Raw genomic sequence first — 22203 nt, 5'->3', positions numbered from 1 at the left:
TCCCCGGCAGGTCCGCCGCAAGGCTTTCCGGCAATAGATGGCGAGCTGGGTGCAACAGCGCTATAGCGCTTTTCCGGCACCCTTCACAGGCAATTCTAACGATCAAGACTTGCCAAGTTGTTTCCTGAGTTCGTAGAGCGCCTCAAGAGCTGCGCGCGGCGTCATGTCGTCAAGATCCAGCGCACGGAGCGCCTCCTCAACTTTCGAGGCGCCCACCTTTGCTGCCGTCTCACGTCGTACCGCCACCTGGAAAAGCGGCAGATCGTCGATCAACTGGCTCGCCGGATTCTTGCGATCGGCATCCTCAAGGCGTGTGAGAACGTCGCGGGCGCGCGCCACCACCGAGGCTGGCAGTCCCGCCAGCCGTGCGACCTGAATGCCGTAGGAGCGATCGGCGGCTCCGGGACCTACCTCATGCAGGAAGATCACGTCTCCGTCCCATTCCTTGACGCGCATGGTGACGTTGGAGAGCCTGTCGAGCTTTTCCGAGAGCGCCGTCAGTTCGTGGAAGTGGGTGGCGAACAGCGCCCGGCAACGGTTGACCTCATGCAGATGCTCAACCGCCGCCCAGGCGATCGAAAGACCGTCGAAGGTCGCCGTGCCGCGACCGATCTCATCAAGAATGACAAGCGAGCGGTCGCCGGCCTGGTTGAGGATCGCCGCCGTCTCGACCATTTCGACCATGAATGTCGAGCGCCCGCGAGCAAGGTCATCCGAGGCTCCGACGCGAGAGAAGAGGCGGTCGACGACGCCGATGTGGGCCGAACCCGCAGGCACGAACGAACCCATTTGCGCCATGATGGCGATCAGCGCGTTCTGGCGCAGGAACGTCGACTTGCCGCCCATGTTGGGGCCGGTGAGCAGCCAGATTGCGCCGTTGCTTCCACTGCCGCTCGGAGATAGATCGCAGTTGTTGGCGATGAACGGGCTGAGCGCCTGCCGTCTCAATACCTGCTCGACGACCGGATGGCGGCCTGCGGTGATCGCGAACATCCGACTGTCGTCGACGATCGGGCGGCAGTAGCCCTGCTCTTCGGCGAGTGCTGCAAGCCCCGCCGCCACGTCGAGCACTGCAAGCGCTCGCGCCGCAGCCTTGATCGGTTCGGCGGCGGCAACAACCTCCGCAGTCATGCGATCGAAGACCTGCAGTTCGATTTCCAGGGCCTGACCGGCGGCATTGGCGATCCGGCTTTCGAGGTCGGCGAGTTCGGTCGTGGTGAACCGCATGGCGCTCGCCATCGTCTGTCGATGAATGAAGCGCGCCCGTGCCGCGTCGCTGTCGGTCATCGCGCCGGCATTGCCGGCGGAGACCTCGATGAAGTAGCCAAGCACATTGTTGTGCTTGATCTTCAGCGACCTGATCCCGGTTTCCTCGGCATATTGCAGCTGCAATCCGGCGATCACCCGGCGCGACTGGTCGCGCAGGGCCCGTACCTCGTCGAGTTCGGTGACCGCCCCCTCGCGCAGGAAACCGCCATCGCGCTTCAACAGCGTCAGGTCGTCGGCGAGCATTGCCGCAAGCAAGTCTTCGAGAGAAGCCGGCAGAAGAATGAGATCCTCATAGGCTCCTTCGATCTCCGCCGGCAGGTCCTGTTTCGAAAGGAGTCCTGCGACGTCACGAGCAACCGCAAGCCCATGACGGATCGCGCCCAGATCACGCGGACCACCGCGCTCGAGCGCCAGGCGGGAGAGTGCGCGAGGCATGTCCGGCACGCGCTTCAGAGCATCGCGCAGGCGGTCAGCGAGAGTCGCCTCCGCGAGCAGGAATGCGATGGAATCCTGCCGCTCGGCGATCTCCTGCGGATCGGTGAGGGGCGACATCAACCGCTCGGCGAGCAGACGAGCGCCACCACCGGTGACGGTCCGGTCGATCGCCTTCAGCAGCGAACCATTGCGATCACCGGAGAGCGTTTTCACGAGTTCCAGGTTGGCGCGCGTCGCAGGATCGATGAAGAGCGTCGACGCGGCACTCTGGCGCTCCGGCAATCCGAGCGGCGGCCGCTCCGCTATCTGCGTCTTCTCGACATAGGCGACGGCTGCGGACGCCGCCGCCAACTCGGCACGCGTGAAGGAGCCGAAGCCGTCGAGCGTGCCGACGCCGAAGAAGCGCGCCAGCCGGTTTTCGGCCGTCGCACTGTCGAAGAGCACCGCCGGCTGCGGCACGGCCACCCGGCCGAGCACGTCGAAAACAGGTTTCAGCTCGGGATCGAAAAAGATGCCGTCGGGGACGATCAGTTCGCGCGGCTCGATCCGGAGGATGTCGGCGAGCAATCGCCCCTCCTCCGTCTCGGCAAGCCGGAAGACGCCGGTCGATATATCGATCCAGGCCAGAGCCATTTGCGGCGAGGCGCCGCCGCGTATGCGCGAAAGCGCCATCAGGTAGTTCGACTCGGACGGCGAGAGCAGCTTCTCTTCAGTCAGCGTGCCCGGCGTGACGAGCCGGACGACGTCGCGGCGGACGACCGACTTCGATCCCCGCTTCTTCGCTTCAGCCGGATCCTCGACCTGTTCACAGACGGCGACCCGGAAGCCGAGAGAGATCAGTTTCTGCAGATAGTCGTCAGCGGCATGCACCGGCACGCCGCACATAGGGATTTCCTGCCCCATGTGCTGGCCGCGCTTCGTCAGGGTGATTCCGAGTGCCCGCGAGGCATCTACCGCATCTTCGAAGAAGAGTTCGTAGAAGTCGCCCATGCGGTAGAAAAGCAGCGAATCCGGGTTGTTGGCCTTGATCTCGATATACTGTTCCATCATCGGCGTCGCCGATGCACGGCTCTCCTCCGAGACAAGCTCGGCAGCATTCAGGACCTCGGTCGAGGGGGCTCTGTTGATTGTCACGGGCAAACGGTTTTCTTCGAAAAAGAGACGTGCAACAGTAACGGCCTCTGCTCTGCAAAGACAATAACAAAGGTCGGCCGGGACAACGGCCGCCCACAGCTAGGTTCGAGGGAACATGCCCGCATCAGACAAGGCCGACCGCATCAGGACATCCGTCACGGAACAGGAAGCGCTCGATTTCCATGCCCAGGGCCGACCGGGCAAGCTCGAAATCGCGCCGACCAAGCCGATGGCGACGCAGCGCGATCTTTCCCTTGCCTATTCGCCCGGTGTCGCCGTTCCGGTCAAGGCAATTGCCGCCGACCCTGCGACTGCCTACGACTATACGACCCGCGGCAATATGGTGGCCGTCATCACCAACGGCACGGCGATCCTCGGCCTCGGCAATCTCGGAGCGCTTGCTTCCAAGCCGGTCATGGAAGGCAAATCCGTCCTCTTCAAGCGATTCGCCGACGTCGATTCCATCGACCTCGAAGTCGACACCGAAAACGTCGACGAATTCATCAACTGCGTGCGCTATCTCGGGCCATCCTTCGGCGGCATCAACCTCGAGGACATCAAGGCGCCGGACTGCTTCATCATCGAGCAGCGCCTGCGCGAGCTCATGGACATCCCAGTCTTTCACGACGACCAGCACGGCACGGCGATCATCGCTGCCGCCGGACTGATCAATGCGCTCGAACTCACCGGGCGCGATTTCAAGAACACGCGGCTCGTCTGCAACGGGGCCGGCGCGGCGGCGATCGCCTGTATCGAGCTCATCAAGGCCATGGGCTTCAATCCGGAAAACATCACCCTCTGCGACACAAAGGGCGTGATCTACCAGGGCCGGACGGAAGGCATGAACCAGTGGAAATCGGCCCATGCGGTGAAGACCGACCGCCGCACGCTCGCCGAAGCGATGGAAGGCGCCGACGTCGTGCTGGGGCTCTCCCAGAAGGGTGCGTTTACCGCCGACATGATCCGCTCGATGGCCGACAATCCGATCATCTTCGCGATGGCCAACCCGGATCCGGAAATCACTCCGGAAGAAGTCGCCGATATCCGCAATGACGCGATCATGGCGACAGGACGTTCGGATTACCCGAACCAGGTCAACAACGTGCTCGGCTTTCCCTACATTTTCCGAGGCGCGCTCGACGTCCGTGCTTCCTCGATCAACGACGCCATGAAGATCGCCGCCGTCCGATCGCTTGCCGAGCTGGCACGGGAGGATGTCCCCGACGACGTGGCGGCCGCCTATCAGGGGACGCGGCCGCGCTTCGGCGCCGAGTACATCATTCCGGTGCCGTTCGATCCGCGACTGATCTCGGCCATACCGGTCGCCGTCGCCAAAGCTGCGATGGAGACCGGCGTCGCGCGCAAGCCGATCACCGATCTCGACGCCTATGCGCGAGAGCTCTCGGCGCGGCGCGACCCGATCGCCGCGACGACGCAGCACCTCTACGAGCGGGTGCGCAACCATCCGAAGCGCGTCGTTTTCGCCGAAGGCGAGGAAGAACAGGTGATGCGTGCCGCAATCGCCTTCGCCAACCAGGGGCTCGGCACGGCGATCCTCGTCGGTCGCGATGACCCCCTCAAGGCCACCGCCGCGCGCGCGGGAATTGACCTCGATCGTCCGGGCATCGAAGTCGTCAATGCGCGGCTTTCGACCCGTGTCGAGGCTTACACCGAATATCTCTACTCGCGGCTGCAGCGCAAAGGCTACCTCCTGCGCGACTGCCAGCGCCTTATCAACACGGACCGCAATCATTTCTCCGCCTGCATGGTAGCGCTCGGCGACGCCGATGCCATGGTAACGGGCACCACCCGCAATTATTCAACGGCGCTCGAGGATGTACGCCGCTGTATCGACCCGCAGCCAGGCCATCGCGTGATCGGCGTGTCGCTCGCACTGACCCGCGGACGGACGGTTCTGGTCGCCGATACCGCCGTACACGACATGCCGACGGCCGAGGAGCTCGCCGACATTGCCGAGGAGGCCGCCGGCTTCGCCCGCAGCTTCGGCTACGAGCCCCGGGTGGCGCTGCTTGCCTATTCCACCTTCGGACATCCGACCGGCGAACGTTCCGAACGGCTGCGAGAGGCGGTGAAGATCCTGGACACACGCCGGGTCGACTTCGAGTATGACGGCGAGATGGGGGCAGATGTGGCGCTCAATGCCCACCGGATGGAACAGTATCCCTTCTGCCGGCTCTCCGGCACGGCGAATGTGCTGGTGATGCCGGCCATCCACTCCGCATCGATCTCGACGAAGATGCTGCAGGAACTCGGCGGCTCTACCGTGATGGGTCCGATCCTGGTCGGCCTCGGGAAATCGGTGCAGATCGCTTCGATGGGCGCCAAGGACACCGACATCGTCAACATGGCGGCGATCGCGGCCTACAACGCCGGTGCCTGACCCGGTGCGACCGGCATGCGCGACCGGATCGACCGTTCAAAAGTCGATTCGAGCGCTTGCATGTCGGCCGCCAGCTCCTCCCGAAGCCAGGTCTTGAAGGCTTCGACAGCCGGGTTGCGCCGCGAAGTTTGGGCGGTCACGAAATAGTGGCCGTCGCCGGTCGGCGCCCACGGCCCGAAGGGGATCACGAGCTGACCCGTCTGCACGGCGTGGGAGGCAAGCGTCTGCCAGGCGAGCATCACTCCCTGTCCGGCGATCGTCGCGTCCAGACAGAGCGATGCCTCGTTGAAGACGTGCCGCGTGGCGAGCGTACGGCCACTGAGGCCGGCCGGCTCCAACCATACATCCCAGCCGAACAATGCGTGCCCGTCGATGACGGCCGGTAATTTCAAGATGTCGGCGGGCTCCTCGAGGTCACGGGCGAGTGCCGGCGAGCACACCGGGAAGACGCGTTGCGCCAGAATGAGCTCGGAGCGCACGCCCGGCCAGCGACCCTTGCCAACCCGGATGCAGAGGTCAATGTCGGACGTCGAAGGATCGACGAGCCGGGTCGTTGCGTCCATCCGCAGATTTATTTCCGGATGACGCGCAGAGAACCCGCCGAGGCGGTGCACAAGCCAGCGCGCAGCAAAGACGGGAGCGACCGAGATCGTCAGCAGCTTGTCGTCGTGCCTTCGCGCTGCCGCGACGGCGCCCGACAGCACGCTGAAGGCTTCGGTGAGCCGCGGCAGGATGTCGGCCGCGGCCTTGGTCGGGACGAGGCCCTTCGGCGTGCGCTCGAAGAGCTGTCGTCCGAGTTGCCTTTCGGCCTTGATGACCTGCTGGCTGACCGCGCCGATGGAGACACCCAGCTCGTCGGCCGCGCCTTGCAGGGAGCCGAGGCGTCCCACCGCTTCAAGCGCCCTCAAGCCGTTCAGATGGACGAGATTCAAATTTCGCATATAGTTTTTCTATATCATTGAGCGCCAAATCTCAATTGAAGACTCTCTCGATGAGGAGCAGAGTCTTTGCACAAACAGACCAGAATTCCAGCGTCGACCGCCTTACATGGCGATATCGAACCACAAGGCAGTGAATTCCGGAGACGATCCATGTTCAAGTTTTTCTGGAGAAGGAGCGCGTTGTCGCGCTCCGACGAGAACCCTTATCCGCGGGACCCGCTAAGCCATCCCGCAATAGCGTCGATGAGCCCGCGGCAACTAGCGGACCTGCCTTTCGACCCGTACGCCTTCGGCAATGCCGAACCGACATTGGGCCCCCCCGTGCCAGAAGGTTTGGACACTCCTCGAGGCATCAGCTCGCAAAACGACCCGCGTCGCTTCCGTAATAGTTGAGATAGCGGTCAGAGATCCGCGAGACCGGCAAGACGATCAGTACGTCGGTCGTGTTGAAGGCGTGGTCGACGACGGCGCCAGCGCCGAACATCGCGCCCAGCCGCAGGTAACCCTTGATCAGCGGCGGCATCGAAGAGACCGCCTTGCGGGCATTGATCGCCTCAGCGGGCATAAGGTCCATCTGACGATAGAGTTCCGGCCGCGCTTCGACCGCCCATTCCCCGCCGGCGACCGCATTGTTGTGCAGGAAGGAGAGCGCCAGCGCATGCTCTTCCGGGAAGACGCCCGGGAAGGAGGCGCAGCCAATCATGGCATCCCCGCGATGGCGCAAGGCATAGGCCCAGGCCCCCTGCCAAAGCAGTTCCATGGTGCGCTTGTTGCGATACTCCGGCAGCACGCAGGAACGGCCGAGTTCGATGAAGCGCTTGCCGGGATGATTGGCAATCAGCCGGTCAATCGAAAACTCTGACGCCGAATAGAAGCCGCCATGGGCTTCGGCAACCTCCTGTCGCAGCAGCCGGTAGGTGCCGACGATCTGTTCTTCCGGGTCACCTTCGATCGAGCGATCGACCACGACCAGATGATCGCAAAGGGCATCCCAGCCATCGATGTCGCGCTTGCGCCGGGCTCCTTCCGGAGCGACCTGCGCACGCATCTCCTCGACAAAGACCTTGTAGCGGATGGATTGCGCCGCATCGATCTCGGCGTCGCTGCGCGTGAGGCGCGTTTCGAGCGTCCCGATCCTGCCGAGCAGATCATTCGGTGCCGCAGCGGCGACGTTGACCGCATTCGCGCCGTCGGCCGCGTTCGTGACGTCGAGGAGTTCAGTGTTCATGGCGAGTCGTCCGGAACCGCTTCGTTTCAGGGTCATAAACCACGACTATACGACAGGAAGGTGACACGGGTCTGTCACGGGCGCCACGCTAGCATCTTTGGCCGGCTGTCGCAATTCAGCAAAATCGGCGTCGTACCTGATCGATGAGACGTCTATCCCTTCCGCGCCCGCGTTACCATGAATTCGTCAAGGATGATGAAGGCCGCGCCGACGGTGATCAGACTGTCGGCCAGATTGAAGACGGCAAACGACCACGTCTGGGTATAGAACAGAACGTAGTCGATCACGTGCCCGTAGACGAAACGGTCGATGATGTTGCCGATCGCCCCGGCAATGATCATGACAAAACCCAGATGGGCGAAGTGGTGGGCGGGACTCGTGCGCCTCCAGAGCCAGAACACGAATGCGACGATCGCGATCCGCAGTCCGACGATGAACCAGCCGTGAGCGTCGGACAGCATGGAGAAGGCGACGCCGAGATTGTGGGTTCGGTAAAGCGCCAACATCGGCACGACCGGCACCGGCTGCTGCAAGGGCAGCGATATCTCCACCAGATACTTGATCGCCTGGTCGAGCACGAGGGCGAACACGATGAAACAGATCGCCGGGAGCGGACGCGCAAAGATCGCCGGATGCTTCGTCATCTCGCCTCGCCAAGCGTCAGAAGATGGCGGCGTGCCTCGAACAACATTACACCGGTCGCGACGGCAAGATTGAGCGAATCGGCTCGACCTGCCTGGGGAATGCGCGCCAGCGCATCGGCTTCGCGAGCCAGTTCGTCCGGAAGCCCGGATTGCTCGTTGCCCATCAGAACGACGACCGGTTTGCGCTTGTAGTCGATCGTGCGGTAGTCGACTGCGCCGGCAAGATGGGTCGCGACAATCTGCCCTCCGCACTTGGCCTTCCAGCGGACGAACTCCTCGACCGAAGTCTTGACCAGCGGCATCGCAAACAGCGAGCCCATGGTGGCCCGCACGGTTTCCAGCGAGAAGGGATCGGTGCAGTCACCGATCAGGATGACACCGGAAGCACCGGCCGCATCGGCCGTGCGGATGATGGTTCCGAGATTGCCGGGATCGCGCACGCGGTCGAGCGCGACCCAGGTCTCGTCCCTGCCGAGCTGCACGTCCTTCAGCGCCCTGAACCGCTGCTCGAAGACGCCCGCGACCATCTGCGGGTTGTCGCGGCGCGTGATCGCCGACATCACCTTCTCGCTGACCTCCAGCACCAACCCGCCGGCTGCTACGGTGCGCGCGGCAACCTTCTCGACCAGCGGCTTGCCTCGACCGGCCTTGGAATAGACGAGGATCTTGATGGTCCAGCCGAGATCGAGCGCGTCGATGACAAGCTTCAGACCCTCGGCCATGAAGCTCTTCGTCTCGTCGCGTGCCTTCTTAAGGGAAAGTGCCTTGATATCCTTGACGATCGGGTTCGAAAGGCTCGTCACTTCCTTGACCTGGCCGACGCGGCGCGGGCCCTGTTCGCGAAGGTCGTCGTTCATTTCGGCACCCATCGGCTGAAAAGGGAGGTTGAAAGCGCCCGGCCGGGCGTCTTGCCGTCGAGTCCGGCCTCACGGATCACCAGTTCGCCGGATTCCACCAGTCCGCCCCTGCCGCGCATCGTCTCGCGCATGAGCTCGTGGATCGAATAGAAGCTTGCGCGGATCGAGTAGGCGGTCAGTACCAGTCCGAGCGCCTTCGGAGCCAGGATTTCCCGGCAAATGTCGAGCATGGCCGGCAGATGATCGAAGAGCTGCCAGACCTCGCCGTTGGGGCCTCGGCCGAATTTCGGCGGATCAGTGAGGATGATGTCGTAGCGGCTGCCGCGGCGCTCTTCGCGCTGGATGAACTTCATCGCGTCATCGCAAATCCAGCGAATCGGCGCCTTTTCCAGACGGCTCAACGCCTGGTTCTCGCGCGCCCAGCCGATCGCCTTCTTCGAGGCGTCGACGTGGGTGACCTCCGCCCCGGCCGCGGCCGCGACAAGCGATGCGACGCCGGTGTAGCCGAAAAGATTCAGGACCTTCAGCGGCCGCCCATGACCTTCGATCTGCTCCTTCATCCATCTCCAGTGCGCGATCTGTTCAGGGAAGACCCCGACGTGGCGGAAGGCGGTGAAGCGGCCGAGAAAATCAACGCCGAGGAGCGAGAGTGGCCAGGTCTCCCCGAGGGCTTCACGCGTAAAACGCCAGCGCCCCATGCCATCCTCGTCGGTGTCGCCCGTGAAGATCGCATCCGCCTTGTCCCAGACGTGGGCCGGCAACGCCTTTGGCCACAGCGCCTGTGCCTCTGGTCTGATGATACGATAGGGACCGTATTGCTCCAGCTTCGCGCCGTCGCCGCTGTCGATCAGATGGAAGTCCCCGGCCCCCATACTCTCGAGGATGAGCGGAACGTGCTCGGCCGGGCGCTCACCGGCCCGGATCTGCAGCACGCGGGCAGGCTCGTCTGCCTGCGTCGGTGAATTCTCGGACACGACTTTCGCGGCTGGTCGACGGACGACGTCGCGGCTCTTGCCGGAGCCGGCCCTCGTGACTGCCACGGCGGGAGGTTTCCCGCCTCTCGGTCCCTTGCCGCCCGGTCCCGCCGGCTTGCCGCGGGCCGGCCGGCGCTCTTTGTTCTTCACGCCTTGGTCCTGTCTTTTCGATCGTCCAGTGATCGCGAGCCCATAGCATCACAGCGACGCACGCGAAAGCGCTTTCGGTCCGTGAGGGTTTTTCGACGGCGCAAACTTATTTGGACTGCAACTGCGGCAGATCACGACCCGCGATCTGCTCCGCTCGCGCTTTGTGTTTTTCGGCCTCCACCTGCCATTGCTGGGCGGAGCGCGATTCCGTGCGGGCGCGCTTGCGATACTTGCGTTGCGAAAACCATACGACCGCGCCGCCGATCACAATTCCGAGCATGACGGCCAGGAACAGGAAGACGAAGAAAGGCGCGGAGAGCGAGAGGACAGCGTCCTCCGGACGAAAGGGATTAAGCGCGAGTGTCACGCTCTGGCGATTGGCGACGGACAACACCACGAGAACGATGCCGAGCGGAATAAGCACTACCAGATTTACGATCTTCTTTACCATCGCTCACTCTCCTCGGCAGACATATTCGCAGACCAACCGGTTGCCGTGCCGCATGCGCCCGACCACTCGGCCGGGCCGCGCCGTTCAGTCCCCGTCCTGGTCGCCCATGCCTGGGTTCAGGCGTTCGCGCAATTCCTTGCCGGTCTTGAAGAACGGCACCCACTTCTCCTCGACGAAAACCGACTCACCGGTTCGTGGATTTCGTCCCGACCGCGAGGGGCGATTCTTGACCGAGAAGGCGCCGAAGCCGCGAAGCTCGACGCGGTTACCAGCGGCCAGCGCATCGGTGATCTCGTCTAGGACGGCATTGACGATGTTCTCGACGTCACGGTGATAAAGATGCGGATTTCGCGCCGCGACGATCTGCACCAGTTCCGACTTGATCACGCTCGCCCCCTGAGATTGTGGTTTCCAGCAATAGGGGGCCAAGGTGCCAAACTAAAAAAGCAGCGTCAAGAAACAACTTAGCCGGAACTCCGCAGCGCGACATCAAGGGTGACAACCTTACCCTCGGGCGAGGCGGACTTGTATTCGCGGCAACAATTTCCATATTGGCATGCGATATTATTAATGCAATGTGTCGTGTCGATTGCGGCAGGCTGCGGGCGGGGCCATTCCCGCGCGATATTTAATTCTGGGACAGGCCTGAGACATGCTGAACAGGGTAGACGAAAGTGCGGCAACTGCCGGCCTTCAGCCGGCCGCGCGCGCCTACCAAAGGGCGGTGGCGCATTCGGCACGCGTGCGCCGACTGAAGGTTCTGCTTCCCGTCGCCGCAGTCGTCATCTCGCTCGCCTTCATCGCAGTATCGGTCGTTCGAGCCTACCTTCCCGAAAACGTGAAGATCGAATCCGCGCGAATCGAGAACGGCAAGGTCGTGATGGAGAAGCCCGCAATCTCCGGCCGCAATTCCGACGGCATCAGCTATTCCATGCGCGCCGAACGCGCCCTTCAGGACATCAAGAATCCGAATATCATCTCGCTCGAAACAATCGCGGCGGCGGTTCCGATCGACGACAAGACCATCGCCCGCGTCATCGCCGAAAGCGGAGTCTTCGACCGCTCCACCGATCAGCTCGACATGACTGCCCCTTTCACGATCAAGCTCAGCACTGGTATCGAGGCCGCCTTTCAGTCGGCGCATCTCGACATCAAGGGCGGCAGCATGGAAACCAAGGATCCCGTCGCCATAACGGCAAAGGAAGCCTCGATTGTTGCGCAGTCGCTCAAGATGACAGATAAGGGGCGAGTGATCACCTTCGCGGGAAAGGTTCGGGTCCACATCGAACCTTCCGCCATCCGTAAATCGGACAACTGAGAGCCGGTCCAGTCATGAAAGACAAACGTCAGAATTCAGTTTTGGTGGCTGGGCTGCTGATCGCCTTCGGCATGTCCACTGTAGGGTCGGCGCCGGCTTGGGCGCAGGCAACGAAAAGCAATCTCGACGGCCTGAAGCTGTCAAACGACAAGCCGATCCAGATCGAGAGCGACGAGCTGCAAATCCGCGAACAGGAGAAGGTTGCGCTCTTCAACGGCAATGTGAAGGTCGTGCAGGGCACGACCGTCCTGCAGTCGGGCAACATGACGGTTCATTATCGCGGTGACAGCGCCTCGGTGACCAGCGGCAATGCCGACATCCAGAAGATCGACGTCACCAACAAGGTCTTCCTATCGTCTGGAACCCAGCAGGCCACCGCCGAAAGCGGCTATTTCGACATGGACCGACAAGTGTTCGTGCTCGAGGGCGACCGGGTGGTTCTGTCGGAAGGCCAGAACGTCTTCGTCGGCTGCAAGCTGACGGTCCAGATGAACACCGGCGAAGCGAAACTCGACAGTTGCGGCGGCCGGGTGCAGATCCAGCTCGATCCGAAATCCCAGAAGAAATAACCGGATCGGTCGGCACGTGAAGATTCCTTTCGCCTCAGCACTGTCCGGCGCGCTTCGGACGCGGCAGCCGAGCCCCGACGAAACGCGTCTCGACAAGACCCGTTACCAGGGAACGCTGATCGCCCATGGCCTGACGAAGAGCTATAACACCCGTCGCGTGGTCAACGGGGTGTCGCTGGTCGTGCGCCGCGGGGAAGCCGTGGGGCTGCTCGGCCCCAACGGCGCCGGCAAGACGACCTGCTTCTACATGATTACCGGGCTGGTGCCCGTCGATGCCGGCACGATCGCCATCGACGGCAACGAGGTGACGGCCATGCCGATGTACCGGCGCGCGCGCCTCGGTGTCGGCTACCTTCCGCAGGAAGCATCAATCTTCAGAGGGCTGAGTGTCGAGGACAACATCCGGGCGGTCCTCGAGGTCCATGAGCCGAACCGCGACAAGCGGGAAGCCAAGCTCGACGAACTTCTCTACGAATTCCACATAGAGAAGCTGCGCAAATCCGCCGCCGTCGCACTGTCCGGCGGTGAACGGCGCCGGCTGGAAATCGCCCGCGCCCTTGCGACCGACCCGACATTCATGCTGCTCGACGAGCCCTTTGCCGGTGTCGATCCGATCTCCGTGTCGGACATTCAGAACCTCGTACGCCACCTGACGGCACGCGGCATCGGCGTACTGATCACCGACCACAACGTGCGCGAGACACTCGGCCTCATCGACCGGGCCTACATCATTCATGCCGGCGAAGTGCTGACTCACGGCCGCGCCAACGACATCGTCAACAATCCCGATGTGCGGCGGCTTTATCTCGGCGACAAGTTCAGTCTCTGAGCAGCGCCGCTGCCGAGAACGATTCCCCTGCCATGCCGCTTGACCAAACCCGATAAAAAAGCAATTTTTGGGCCAGTTGGAGTTTTCCGTTGCAGCCGAGGGTGCGAGCGGGTGAATTTCGCGGGAGCGACAGGGGAGTTTCGCGTCCATCATGGCTTTGTCGGCTAATCTATATCTGCGCCAGAGCCAATCCCTGGTCATGACTCCGCAGCTGATGCAGTCCATCCAGCTGCTCCAGATGACTCACGTCGAACTCGTACAATTCATCGCCCAGGAAGTCGAAAAGAACCCACTTCTCGACTTCGCTCCGGAGGATAACGACGGCGGTTCTGAGCCCATGCGTGGCGAAGAGGCAGTCGCATCGTCCGAAACGGCAATCGCGGAAGAATCGAGCGGTCCTGCGAGCGACTGGTACGAGAACGGCAAGGGACAGTCGCTCAACGACAGTCTGGACACCAATTTCGACACGGCACTCGCCGACGAAGGCGTTGGAGCGCGTGCCGACGCGCCGGAGCTTCTGGGACAATGGAAATCGATGCCGGGCGCCGGCACAGATTTCGGTGAAGGCTACGATCTCGACGATTTCGTCGCCGGGCAGGTGACCTTGCGGGATCACCTGAGCCAACAAATTCCGTTCGCATTTCCGGATTCGGCCGATCGCATGGTGGCGCTGACCCTCATGGACCAGCTCGATGAAGCTGGCTATCTGCGCGCCGATCTCGGGGAGGTTGCGGAACGCTTCGGCGGAACGCCCGAACGGGTGGAGCACGTGATCGGCGTTTTGCAGACTCTCGATCCTCCCGGCATCTTTGCCCGTTCCTTGAGCGAGTGCCTCGCAATTCAGCTCAGGCAGCGTGACCGTTTGGATCCCGCGATGGCGACGCTGGTCGACAATCTCGAGCTCCTCGCCAAGCGAGACTTCGCGACCCTCAAGAAACTCTGCGGCGTCGATGAGGAAGACTTGATCGACATGCTCTCCGAAATCCGCGGACTGAACCCGAAGCCGGCGAGCGGATTCGAGACGAGCGCGAGCGAACCGGTAGTTCCCGACATCATCGTCCGTCCAGCCAGCGACGGGGGCTGGGCTGTGGAGCTCAATCCTGACGTCCTTCCGCGGGTACTGGTCAACCAGAGCTACTATGCCAAGGTGTCCAAATGCCGCGACGCGAAGGACGGCGACCAGGCCTTCCTTGCCGAATGCCTGCAGAACGCCAACTGGCTCACCCGCAGCCTCGACCAGCGCGCCAGAACCATCCTGAAGGTCGCGAGCGAGATCATTCGTCAGCAGGACGCCTTTCTGCGCCATGGCGTTGACCACCTTCGCCCACTGAACCTGCGCACGGTCGCGGATGCGATCAAGATGCATGAATCCACGGTCAGTCGCGTCACGTCCAACAAGTACATGCTCACTCCGCGCGGCCTCTTCGAGCTCAAGTACTTCTTCACCGTTTCGATAGCCTCTGCCGAGGGCGGCGACAGCCATTCGGCGGAAGCGGTACGGCACAGAATCCGCACGCTGATCACGCAGGAAAACCCGGAGGCGGTCCTTTCGGACGACGACATCGTCAGCGCACTGAAGGACAGCGGCATCGACCTTGCGCGGCGCACCGTCGCCAAGTACCGGGAGGCGATGAACATTCCCTCGTCGGTACAACGGCGACGCGAAAAACGCGCACTGGCGAAGGTGTCTACAAGCTGAGTGCGCCGTCCGCCAATTGTTAAGAATCGGTTAGCGGGCCGTTGACTCTCGCGCAAAGCTTGTCTAGAAGCCCGCCCCGATCGGCAAAGGAGACGACCCCGAGTTATCCCCAACCTCCGTCCAGCGACAGCCCGAGCGGGCGACATTGCTGCGTGAAGAGCTTGGATGCAGACGGCGGTTGACGTAAACTGGTACCCGCAAATCACAATAAGAAGGGAAACTCCATGAGTGTGCGCGTATCCGGCAAACATATGGAAATCGGCGATGCCTTCCGGCAACGGATTGAAGAACGGATCAGGGAGACGGTAACCAAATATTTCGACGGCGGGTATTCCGGCCAGATCACGGTAACGAAATCCGCGGCGGCAGCCGCACCTTTCGTCGCCGACTGCCTGCTCCACCTCGACTCCGGCGTCAACCTGCACGCCACCGGTTCCGCAAATGACCCGCTGATTTCCTTCGACATTGCCACCGACCGCATCGACAAGCGGCTGCGCCGCTACAAGCGGAAGCTCAAGGATCGCCATCCGAACAACGGCGCCGGCACGCCCGTCGAGGTCGCCTACACGGTGATGGATGCCGTGTCCGACGAGCATGAGGAAGTTCCCGAGGATTACGCACCCACGATCGTCGCCGAGAGCACAAAGCAACTGCGGACCATGTCGGTTGCGAGTGCGGTCATGGCCCTGGACATGACAGACGAACCCGTGCTGTTGTTCCGCAGCCCCGGCAGCGAACAGATCAACATCGTCTACCGTCGCAACGACGGGAATATCGGATGGATCGACTCCGCCAACGTCAAAGGCTGAGCCTAACCGGAAACGGCGGCTCACGCCGTTTCCTTCCCCTTTGATTCGGCGGCATGAAGGATTTTGAAATGGCCTTGGCAGATTTGCTGCAACAAGATGCAGTTGTCCCCGCCCTCAGGGTAAACTCCAAGAAGCAGCTGCTTCAGGAACTCGCCGCAAAAGCCTCAAAACTCACGAACATCCCCGAACGGGAAATCTTCGACGTCATTCTGCAGCGGGAGCGCCTCGGCTCCACCGGAGTCGGCAACGGCATCGCCATCCCGCATGGAAAGCTGAACAGCATCAAGAGCATCACCGGCGTTTTCGCCCGGCTCGAGACGCCCGTCGACTTCGAGGCGCTCGATGACCAGCCGGTGGACCTCGTCTTCCTGTTGCTGGCGCCGGAAGGCGCAGGTGCCGACCATCTGAAAGCCCTGTCCAGGATCGCACGCGTTCTGCGTGACCAGGATCTCGTCGCGAAGCTCCGGGCGACCGAATCCGCCTCGGCGATCTATGCCTTCCTGAACGAAGAACAGGCCAACGCCGCCTGATATCGTCTCAAAAGAAAGGGCGTCAGGTTTTCACCGACGCCCCGCCTTTCCAGTAAAGACCGGAGTAGAATCAGGCTTCCTTCCCTGCAGCCGATGCGGCATTGGCCTCCGGCTGGGCTTCGGCCTTCTGGCCGCCCTTCGCGACACCGACCATCGCCGGGCGCAGAACGCGATCGCCGATCGTAAAGCCCGCCTGCACCACCTGGACGACAGTGTTGTTCGGGACATCGAGATTGGGAATCTCGAACATAGCCTGGTGGAAGTTCGGGTCGAACTTCTGGCCCTGCGGCTCGATCTTGCGGACACCATGCCGTTCAAGCGTCGAAAGCATGCCGCGTTCTGTCATCTCCACACCTTCGATGAGCGCAGAGAGACCGGCGTCGGCGGACGCGCGCGCCTCTTCCGTGACGGCATCGAGAGCGCGGCGCAGGTTGTCAGAGACGGCCAGCATGTCGCGGGCGAAGCCGGTTACCGCATATGCCTTGGCATCCTTCACATCGCGCTCGGTACGGCGGCGCAGGTTGTCCATCTCGGCGGCAAGCCGAAGGAAACGATCACGCAGTTCGGCATTCTCGGCTTTCAGTGCCTCCAGGGGATCTACTTCCGCCTTCGGCGCTTCGGCTTCCCCGTTCTGCTGCTCGTCGATCTGGTTTTCAGCGACAGTGGCGTCAGGTCCGTTTTTCTTGGTTTCGTCGGTCATGACGTTCTCCGATTGAATCTCGTTTGGAATTCGTGCCCGATATCAGGGTTTGAGGGCAAAAAATCAAGGCTCCGGTGCGATATCGCCGCGGGAACAGCAATCGACCCACCGACAAGCCTAACGCTTGGACCGTGAAAGGCGCGCCATGAGCTGCGCGGTGTAGTCGACCATGGGAACGATGCGGGAATAGTTGAGCCGCGTCGGGCCGATGACGCCGACAGCGCCTACGATCCGCTCGTCGCTGTCCCTGTACGGCGCGACGATCAGCGACGACCCGGAAAGAGAGAACAGCTTGTTCTCCGACCCGATGAAGATCCGGACCCCGGGGCCGCTTTCTGCGAGATTGAGGATTTCGATCAGGCTTTCCTTGCGCTCCAGATCGTCGAAAAGGAGACGCAGCCGGTCGATATCCTCGGCGCCCGCCACCCCTTCGAGCAGATTGGCGCGACCTCGGACAATGAGCCGCGTCGGCTTCTCCACCTCTGCCCCACCGGACCACACGGCGAGACCACGCTCGACCAGGTCCTGCGACAGCGCGTCGAGCTCACCGGCGACCTGCTCCCTCAGCTTGACGAGCTGGCCTCGCAGTTCAGGTAGTGTCTGCCCGGCGAGGTTCGCATTGATGAAGTTGGCCGCCTCTGTCAGTTGCGATGCCGTCACGCCTGCGGGCAGGTCGATGATGCGGTTTTCGATCTGGTTGTGTTCGCCGACGAGCACCGCCAGTGCCTTCGTGGGCTCCAGCCGAATGAACTCCACGTGCTTCAGGATCTGGTCGCTCTTGGCGGCGATCACCAGCCCCGCCCCGCGGGACAAACCCGAAAGCATGCGGCTCGCGTCGGTGAGCAAGTTTTCCAGCGGCTGATCGGCATCGTGCGGACGAATCTGCCGCTCGATGCTTTTGCGTTCGCTCTCCGACAGATTGCCTACCTGCATGAAGGCGTCGACGAAGAAACGCAGCCCCTGCTGCGTCGGCATCCGGCCGGCGCTGATATGCGGTGCGTATATGAGCCCGAGATCCTCGAGGTCGCTCATGACATTGCGCACGGAGGCGGGGGAAAGAGACATCGGCAGGAGGCGCGAAAGGTTGCGTGAACCGAGCGGTTCGCCCGAGTCGAGATAGCTTTCGACGATGCGCCGGAAGATCTCACGCGAACGGTCGTCCAGCGCGGAAGATATCTCTTTGACCGGAGTATTCGCCATGACCGTTACGATGCAAACCCTGTTCGAACAATGCCCCAAGCGAATATAGTCACTTGCAGTCCGATCACAAACGGGAAAATCCCTGTCCCGCCCGGGGTGAAACGCCGGTTTTTCTTTGCAAATCGCAGCGCTCGACCGTAGAAGGCCATAGAAAGTTTCAAGGAGAAGCCAATGCGGCCGTCAGGCAGAAAAACCGACCAGATGCGCAAGATCTCGTTCGAGCGCAATTTCTCGAAGCATGCGGAAGGTTCCTGTCTCGTGAAGTTCGGGGACACCCATGTGCTCTGCACGGCGAGCCTCGAGGACAAGACGCCGCCGTGGCTGCGTAACAGCGGCAAGGGCTGGGTAACCGCCGAATACGGCATGCTGCCACGAGCCACCGGAGAGCGCATGAAGCGGGAGGCGGCAGCCGGCAAGCAGGGCGGACGAACCCAGGAAATCCAGCGCTTGATCGGCCGTTCGCTGCGCGCCGTCGTTGATCTGGAAGCCCTCGGCGAACGCCAGATCACCATCGACTGCGACGTTATCCAGGCCGACGGCGGCACCCGCACCGCCTCCATCACAGGTGGCTGGATCGCGCTGCACGACTGCCTGAAATGGATGGAAGCACGCAACATGGTCAAGGTCGACAGAGTGCTCAAGGATCATGTCGCCGCGATCTCGTGCGGCGTCTTCGCAACCCAGCCGGTCATAGATCTCGACTATCTCGAAGACTCGGCGGCGGAGACCGACGCCAATTTCGTCATGACCGGAAGCGGTGCGATCGTCGAAATTCAGGGAACGGCGGAAGGCACCCCCTTCACCGAGGACGAGTTCCTGACGCTGATGCGCCTTGCGCGCAACGGCATCGGCGAGCTGGTGACCTTGCAGAAGCAGGCGATCCTCTGATTGCCGCCGCAAGGCACGGGAGCAGATAATGTCGACCGAGCTCGAAGGCATTCTGGAAACGGCGCTCTACGTCTCCGACCTCGAGGCGGCCGAGGATTTCTACGGCCGCGTGCTCGGGCTGGACGTCGTGATCCGGCAGGAAGGACGACACATCTTCTTTCGCTGCGGCGCCGGCATCCTACTGATCTTCGATCCTTCGGCAACCGCGCATCCAGCGCCGGCCGATGCTCTTCCCGTACCGCCGCACGGCGCGACCGGTCCGGGGCATGCCTGCTTCCGGGTCTCGCGTGAGAAGATGGATACCGTCATTGCCCAGCTCCGGGCGGGCGGCGTCGCGATCGAGGCCGACTTCCACTGGCCGAACGGTGCCCGGTCGATCTATTTCCGCGATCCGGCCGGCAACAGCCTGGAATGTGCAGAGCCTCGTCTCTGGAATCTCGAATAGGACCTGCCGTATGCGCAAACTCGAAACCAAGACCATCGTCGTTGCCAGCCACAACGCCGGCAAGATCGCCGAGATTGCCGATCTCATCGGGCCACTCGGATTCTCCGCAAAATCGGCGGCCGATCTGAAGTTCGAAGAGCCGGAGGAGACCGGGACCACCTTCGAGGAAAACGCCGCCATCAAGGCGCTTGCCTCGGCGAAGGCCTCCGGTATGCCGGCTCTTTCCGACGATTCCGGGCTGGTGATCGACGCCCTCGATGGCGCGCCCGGCGTCTATACCGCGAACTGGGCCGAACGCGAGGACGGCAGCCGTGATTTCGCCATGGCGATGGAAAAGGTCGAAAAGGCCCTGCAGGACCGCGGCGCGACCGCACCGGACGAGCGCACGGCACGCTTCGTCAGCGTGCTCTGCCTCGCCTGGCCCGACGGCCACACCGAGACGTTCCGCGGCGAGGTCGAAGGGACCGTCGTCTGGCCCCCGCGCGGCACTTTCGGTTTCGGCTATGATCCGGTCTTCCAGCCGGTCGGGCACGAGAGAACTTTCGGCGAGATGACGGCACAGGAAAAACACGGCTGGAAGCCCGGACAGGCGACCGCATTGTCGCATCGCGCCCGCGCCTTCAAGCTCTTCGTCGAAACCTGCCTGGAGGCCTGACACCGGTATGTCGGACGCCGCACCGTTCCTTCTTCCCGACACGGGCGAACCCGGCTTCGGCGTCTATGTCCATTGGCCGTTCTGTGCGGCGAAGTGCCCTTACTGCGACTTCAACAGCCATGTACGCCACCAGCCCGTGGACCAGCCGCGCTTCGTCGCGGCCTTCCTGCGGGAAATGGAGACCATGCGCCGTCTCAGCGGCCCGAAGACCGTCACCAGCATCTTCCTCGGCGGCGGCACACCCTCCCTCATGGAACCGGCGACCGTCTCGGCAATCCTCGAGGGAATCGCTCGGCACTGGCATGTGCCGGACGGCATCGAAATCACCATGGAGGCCAATCCTTCGAGCGTGGAGGCGACCCGGTTCCGCGGCTACCGGTCGGCGGGCGTTAACCGCGTCTCTCTCGGCGTCCAGGCGCTCAATGACAAGGATCTGAGATTTCTCGGCCGGTTGCACGACGTGGCGGACGCGTTGAAAGCGATCAAGCTCGCCCGCGAGATCTTCCCGAGGATGTCCTTCGATCTGATCTACGCCCGGCCCGGCCAGACCGTGGAGACCTGGGAACCAGAGCTGCGGCAGGCGATCTCCTATGCCGTCGACCATCTGTCGCTCTATCAGTTGACGATCGAGGAAGGCACACCCTTCTTTGGCCTGCACAAGGCCGGAAAGCTGGTCGTGCCGGATGGCGACCTGTCCGCAGATCTCTACGAGGCCACACAGGAGATCACCGCGAGCGCGGGGCTGCCGGCCTATGAAGTCTCGAACCATGCCCGGCCGGGTGCCGAAAGCCGCCACAACCTCACCTACTGGCGCTACGGCGATTACGCGGGGATCGGTCCCGGCGCCCATGGCCGCCTGTCGCGGGGGCGGGAAAAGCTTGCCACCGCGACCGAACGCAACCCCGAAGGCTGGCTCGCCGCCGTCGAGCGCGACGGCCACGGCATGGTGGACCAGGAAGTCCTCGGTACCGACGAGCAGGCCGACGAACTGCTGCTGATGGGCCTCCGCCTGAGGGAAGGCGTCGACCTCGCCCGCTGGCAGCAACTCTCCGGCCGCGACCCGGACCCGGCACGCGAGCAGACTTTACTGGAACACGGCTTTATCGAGCGGCTCGGCAATTCCAGACTGCGTTGCACGCCGAAGGGGATGCTGATCCTCGACGCCGTCGTCGCCGATCTCGCCTGTTAGAAAGAGGGAGAACGCCATTGCCCGTCGACGACGCCTTTGCTCGACACGACATGGCAATCCTCTACGACAGCTTCAACGGCGACGGCCCCGATCGCGAATTCTATCTCCGACTTGTGGACAAACCCTGCCGCATTCTGGATCTCGGCTGCGGTACCGGCTCGCTGACGCTTGCGCTTGCCCGGCGCGGACATGCGGTGACCGGACTGGACCCGGCTTCCGGCATGCTCGCGGTCGCACGAGCCAAGGATACTGACGGTATGGTCGAGTGGATTTCCGGTAACGCCGTGGACTTCAGGCTCGGTCGAGAATTCGATCTGATTATCATGACCGGGCATGTCTTCCAGGTTTTTCTCGACGATGCAGAGGCAGGTGCGGTTCTCGCTGCCGCACGCAGGCACCTCGCACCCGACGGCCGCCTGGTCTTCGAAAGTCGCAATCCGCTCGTCCGTGAATGGGAGCAGTGGACCGAAGAGCTTACTCGGGAAAGGGCTGTCATTCCCTGTCTTGGTCCGGTCGAGGTCTACTACCAGGTGCAACATGTCGACGCGGAGCACGTCACCTTCGACGCCGTTTTCACGCTCACCGAGACAGCCGAACAGCGAACGGGCGCGAGTACCTTGCGTTTTCCGAGCCGGGACACCATTGCCCGCCTTCTCGATGAAGCCGGCTTCCATACCGTCCACTGGTATGGAGACTGGGATCGCTCTCCATTCGCCCCTCAAAGCCCCGAGATCATCGCAGCCGCCAGTCGCTAGAGGCTTTAGTCCGAGAGGCGCGGGCCGTCAGACGGCGCTGTCAGTACCGGAGCAATACTCCCCAATAGTGCCGTTTGAATCTTCCCCAGGTGCTGCGGCCGCTGGTCTTCCGGGGCGCGCCCCGGAAGACCAG

General features: G+C 62.5%; 22 protein-coding genes. 12 read left to right on the top strand and 10 right to left on the bottom strand.

Annotated elements, in window-relative coordinates:
• Nucleotides 1–102: 102 nt before the first annotated feature.
• On the bottom strand, nucleotides 103–2754 hold the full coding sequence (gene mutS / locus DFR48_RS06295) for a DNA mismatch repair protein MutS (RefSeq protein ID WP_170141826.1): 2652 nt from the start codon (nucleotides 2752–2754) through the stop codon (nucleotides 103–105).
• Nucleotides 2755–2953: 199 nt separating this feature from the next.
• On the opposite strand from mutS, the gene DFR48_RS06290 reads away from it, so the two are divergent.
• A complete protein-coding gene (locus DFR48_RS06290; RefSeq protein ID WP_114362348.1) occupies nucleotides 2954–5239 on the top strand; it encodes an NADP-dependent malic enzyme in 2286 nt (761 codons plus the stop codon).
• Here DFR48_RS06290 and DFR48_RS06285 read toward each other — a convergent pair.
• From DFR48_RS06285 to DFR48_RS06250, 7 genes are all read right to left on the bottom strand, one after another.
• Nucleotides 5221–6180 (bottom strand): LysR substrate-binding domain-containing protein, encoded by a 960-nt coding sequence (locus tag DFR48_RS06285; RefSeq protein WP_114362347.1) that lies wholly within the window; start codon nucleotides 6178–6180, stop codon nucleotides 5221–5223. The genes DFR48_RS06290 and DFR48_RS06285 overlap by 19 nt on opposite strands.
• Before the next feature lie 352 nt (nucleotides 6181–6532).
• Entirely contained in the window at nucleotides 6533–7408 is an 876-nt protein-coding gene (olsB, locus tag DFR48_RS06275; RefSeq protein ID WP_114362345.1) for a l-ornithine N(alpha)-acyltransferase, read from the bottom strand.
• 152 nt (nucleotides 7409–7560) lie between these two features.
• Nucleotides 7561–8052 carry a signal peptidase II gene (gene lspA / locus DFR48_RS06270; protein ID WP_114362344.1) on the bottom strand — a complete coding sequence of 164 codons (492 nt, stop codon included), beginning with the start codon at nucleotides 8050–8052 and terminating at the stop codon, nucleotides 7561–7563.
• Nucleotides 8049–8909, bottom strand: coding sequence for a TrmH family RNA methyltransferase (locus tag DFR48_RS06265; RefSeq protein WP_114362343.1), 861 nt, complete (start codon nucleotides 8907–8909; stop codon nucleotides 8049–8051). Before DFR48_RS06265 ends, lspA begins: the two co-directional genes overlap by 4 nt.
• Nucleotides 8906–9949, bottom strand: coding sequence for a class I SAM-dependent methyltransferase (locus DFR48_RS06260; protein ID WP_425359236.1), 1044 nt, complete (start codon nucleotides 9947–9949; stop codon nucleotides 8906–8908). Before DFR48_RS06260 ends, DFR48_RS06265 begins: the two co-directional genes overlap by 4 nt.
• A 190-nt stretch (nucleotides 9950–10139) precedes the next feature.
• Nucleotides 10140–10484 carry a DUF1049 domain-containing protein gene (locus DFR48_RS06255; protein ID WP_112685699.1) on the bottom strand — a complete coding sequence of 115 codons (345 nt, stop codon included), beginning with the start codon at nucleotides 10482–10484 and terminating at the stop codon, nucleotides 10140–10142.
• 84 nt (nucleotides 10485–10568) lie between these two features.
• Nucleotides 10569–10871, bottom strand: coding sequence for an integration host factor subunit beta (locus tag DFR48_RS06250; protein ID WP_112685701.1), 303 nt, complete (start codon nucleotides 10869–10871; stop codon nucleotides 10569–10571).
• 265 nt (nucleotides 10872–11136) lie between these two features.
• Here DFR48_RS06250 and lptC point away from each other — a divergent pair, with 265 nt between their 5' ends.
• The 6 genes from lptC to ptsN all read left to right on the top strand — a co-directional run bounded on the left by lptC (nucleotide 11137) and on the right by ptsN (nucleotide 16238).
• Nucleotides 11137–11802 (top strand): LPS export ABC transporter periplasmic protein LptC, encoded by a 666-nt coding sequence (gene lptC / locus DFR48_RS06245; protein ID WP_114362341.1) that lies wholly within the window; start codon nucleotides 11137–11139, stop codon nucleotides 11800–11802.
• 14 nt (nucleotides 11803–11816) lie between these two features.
• Nucleotides 11817–12371, top strand: a complete 555-nt coding sequence (locus DFR48_RS06240; protein ID WP_114362340.1) for an LptA/OstA family protein — start codon at nucleotides 11817–11819, stop codon at nucleotides 12369–12371.
• Nucleotides 12372–12387: 16 nt separating this feature from the next.
• Nucleotides 12388–13200, top strand: a complete 813-nt coding sequence (gene lptB / locus DFR48_RS06235) for an LPS export ABC transporter ATP-binding protein (RefSeq protein WP_374590985.1) — start codon at nucleotides 12388–12390, stop codon at nucleotides 13198–13200.
• A 151-nt stretch (nucleotides 13201–13351) separates the two neighbouring features.
• Nucleotides 13352–14899, top strand: a complete 1548-nt coding sequence (rpoN, locus tag DFR48_RS06230) for an RNA polymerase factor sigma-54 (RefSeq protein ID WP_114362339.1) — start codon at nucleotides 13352–13354, stop codon at nucleotides 14897–14899.
• 224 nt (nucleotides 14900–15123) lie between these two features.
• The gene (hpf, locus tag DFR48_RS06225) at nucleotides 15124–15708 is read left to right on the top strand and encodes a ribosome hibernation-promoting factor, HPF/YfiA family (protein WP_114362338.1); all 585 of its coding nucleotides are present in this window, start codon (nucleotides 15124–15126) and stop codon (nucleotides 15706–15708) included.
• Nucleotides 15709–15776: 68 nt separating this feature from the next.
• Nucleotides 15777–16238, top strand: coding sequence for a PTS IIA-like nitrogen regulatory protein PtsN (gene ptsN, locus DFR48_RS06220; RefSeq protein WP_114362337.1), 462 nt, complete (start codon nucleotides 15777–15779; stop codon nucleotides 16236–16238).
• A 70-nt stretch (nucleotides 16239–16308) separates the two neighbouring features.
• Here the strand turns inward: ptsN and grpE are convergent, their stop codons facing one another.
• Both grpE and hrcA read right to left on the bottom strand, forming a co-directional pair.
• Nucleotides 16309–16938, bottom strand: a complete 630-nt coding sequence (gene grpE / locus DFR48_RS06215; RefSeq protein WP_114362336.1) for a nucleotide exchange factor GrpE — start codon at nucleotides 16936–16938, stop codon at nucleotides 16309–16311.
• A 117-nt stretch (nucleotides 16939–17055) separates the two neighbouring features.
• On the bottom strand, nucleotides 17056–18138 hold the full coding sequence (hrcA, locus tag DFR48_RS06210) for a heat-inducible transcriptional repressor HrcA (RefSeq protein WP_112685715.1): 1083 nt from the start codon (nucleotides 18136–18138) through the stop codon (nucleotides 17056–17058).
• 171 nt (nucleotides 18139–18309) lie between these two features.
• Here hrcA and rph point away from each other — a divergent pair, with 171 nt between their 5' ends.
• The 5 genes from rph to DFR48_RS06185 are packed head-to-tail and all read left to right on the top strand — an operon-like array spanning nucleotide 18310 to nucleotide 22070.
• A complete protein-coding gene (gene rph / locus DFR48_RS06205) occupies nucleotides 18310–19026 on the top strand; it encodes a ribonuclease PH (RefSeq protein ID WP_112685717.1) in 717 nt (238 codons plus the stop codon).
• 28 nt (nucleotides 19027–19054) lie between these two features.
• Nucleotides 19055–19471: a VOC family protein gene (locus DFR48_RS06200; protein WP_114362335.1), complete on the top strand. Its 417-nt coding sequence runs from the start codon at nucleotides 19055–19057 to the stop codon at nucleotides 19469–19471.
• 10 nt (nucleotides 19472–19481) lie between these two features.
• Nucleotides 19482–20126 (top strand): RdgB/HAM1 family non-canonical purine NTP pyrophosphatase, encoded by a 645-nt coding sequence (rdgB, locus tag DFR48_RS06195; RefSeq protein ID WP_114362334.1) that lies wholly within the window; start codon nucleotides 19482–19484, stop codon nucleotides 20124–20126.
• Between the two features lie 7 nt (nucleotides 20127–20133).
• Complete coding sequence (gene hemW, locus DFR48_RS06190; RefSeq protein ID WP_114362333.1) at nucleotides 20134–21315, top strand: radical SAM family heme chaperone HemW; 1182 nt, start codon at nucleotides 20134–20136, stop codon at nucleotides 21313–21315.
• Nucleotides 21316–21332: 17 nt separating this feature from the next.
• Nucleotides 21333–22070, top strand: coding sequence for a class I SAM-dependent methyltransferase (locus DFR48_RS06185; protein WP_114362332.1), 738 nt, complete (start codon nucleotides 21333–21335; stop codon nucleotides 22068–22070).
• The last annotated feature ends 133 nt before the right edge of the window (nucleotides 22071–22203 follow it).

The organism is Ciceribacter lividus (genome assembly GCF_003337715.1).
Classification (GTDB): Bacteria; Pseudomonadota; Alphaproteobacteria; order Rhizobiales; family Rhizobiaceae; genus Allorhizobium; species Allorhizobium lividum.
This window is presented reverse-complemented; position numbering and strand designations above follow the sequence as displayed.

Excerpts from the sequence above, each read along its gene's own strand:
- mutS (WP_170141826.1), bottom strand. The coding sequence starts at position 2,754 with ATGATGGAACAGTATATCGAGATCAAGGCCAACAACCCGGATTCGCTG.
- DFR48_RS06290 (WP_114362348.1), top strand. The coding sequence starts at position 2,954 with ATGCCCGCATCAGACAAGGCCGACCGCATCAGGACATCCGTCACGGAA.
- DFR48_RS06285 (WP_114362347.1), bottom strand. The coding sequence starts at position 6,180 with ATGCGAAATTTGAATCTCGTCCATCTGAACGGCTTGAGGGCGCTTGAA.
- olsB (WP_114362345.1), bottom strand. The coding sequence starts at position 7,408 with ATGAACACTGAACTCCTCGACGTCACGAACGCGGCCGACGGCGCGAAT.
- lspA (WP_114362344.1), bottom strand. The coding sequence starts at position 8,052 with ATGACGAAGCATCCGGCGATCTTTGCGCGTCCGCTCCCGGCGATCTGT.
- DFR48_RS06265 (WP_114362343.1), bottom strand. The coding sequence starts at position 8,909 with ATGAACGACGACCTTCGCGAACAGGGCCCGCGCCGCGTCGGCCAGGTC.
- DFR48_RS06255 (WP_112685699.1), bottom strand. The coding sequence starts at position 10,484 with ATGGTAAAGAAGATCGTAAATCTGGTAGTGCTTATTCCGCTCGGCATC.
- lptC (WP_114362341.1), top strand. The coding sequence starts at position 11,137 with ATGCTGAACAGGGTAGACGAAAGTGCGGCAACTGCCGGCCTTCAGCCG.
- DFR48_RS06240 (WP_114362340.1), top strand. The coding sequence starts at position 11,817 with ATGAAAGACAAACGTCAGAATTCAGTTTTGGTGGCTGGGCTGCTGATC.
- rpoN (WP_114362339.1), top strand. The coding sequence starts at position 13,352 with ATGGCTTTGTCGGCTAATCTATATCTGCGCCAGAGCCAATCCCTGGTC.
- hpf (WP_114362338.1), top strand. The coding sequence starts at position 15,124 with ATGAGTGTGCGCGTATCCGGCAAACATATGGAAATCGGCGATGCCTTC.
- ptsN (WP_114362337.1), top strand. The coding sequence starts at position 15,777 with ATGGCCTTGGCAGATTTGCTGCAACAAGATGCAGTTGTCCCCGCCCTC.
- grpE (WP_114362336.1), bottom strand. The coding sequence starts at position 16,938 with ATGACCGACGAAACCAAGAAAAACGGACCTGACGCCACTGTCGCTGAA.
- hrcA (WP_112685715.1), bottom strand. The coding sequence starts at position 18,138 with ATGGCGAATACTCCGGTCAAAGAGATATCTTCCGCGCTGGACGACCGT.
- rph (WP_112685717.1), top strand. The coding sequence starts at position 18,310 with ATGCGGCCGTCAGGCAGAAAAACCGACCAGATGCGCAAGATCTCGTTC.
- DFR48_RS06200 (WP_114362335.1), top strand. The coding sequence starts at position 19,055 with ATGTCGACCGAGCTCGAAGGCATTCTGGAAACGGCGCTCTACGTCTCC.
- rdgB (WP_114362334.1), top strand. The coding sequence starts at position 19,482 with ATGCGCAAACTCGAAACCAAGACCATCGTCGTTGCCAGCCACAACGCC.
- hemW (WP_114362333.1), top strand. The coding sequence starts at position 20,134 with ATGTCGGACGCCGCACCGTTCCTTCTTCCCGACACGGGCGAACCCGGC.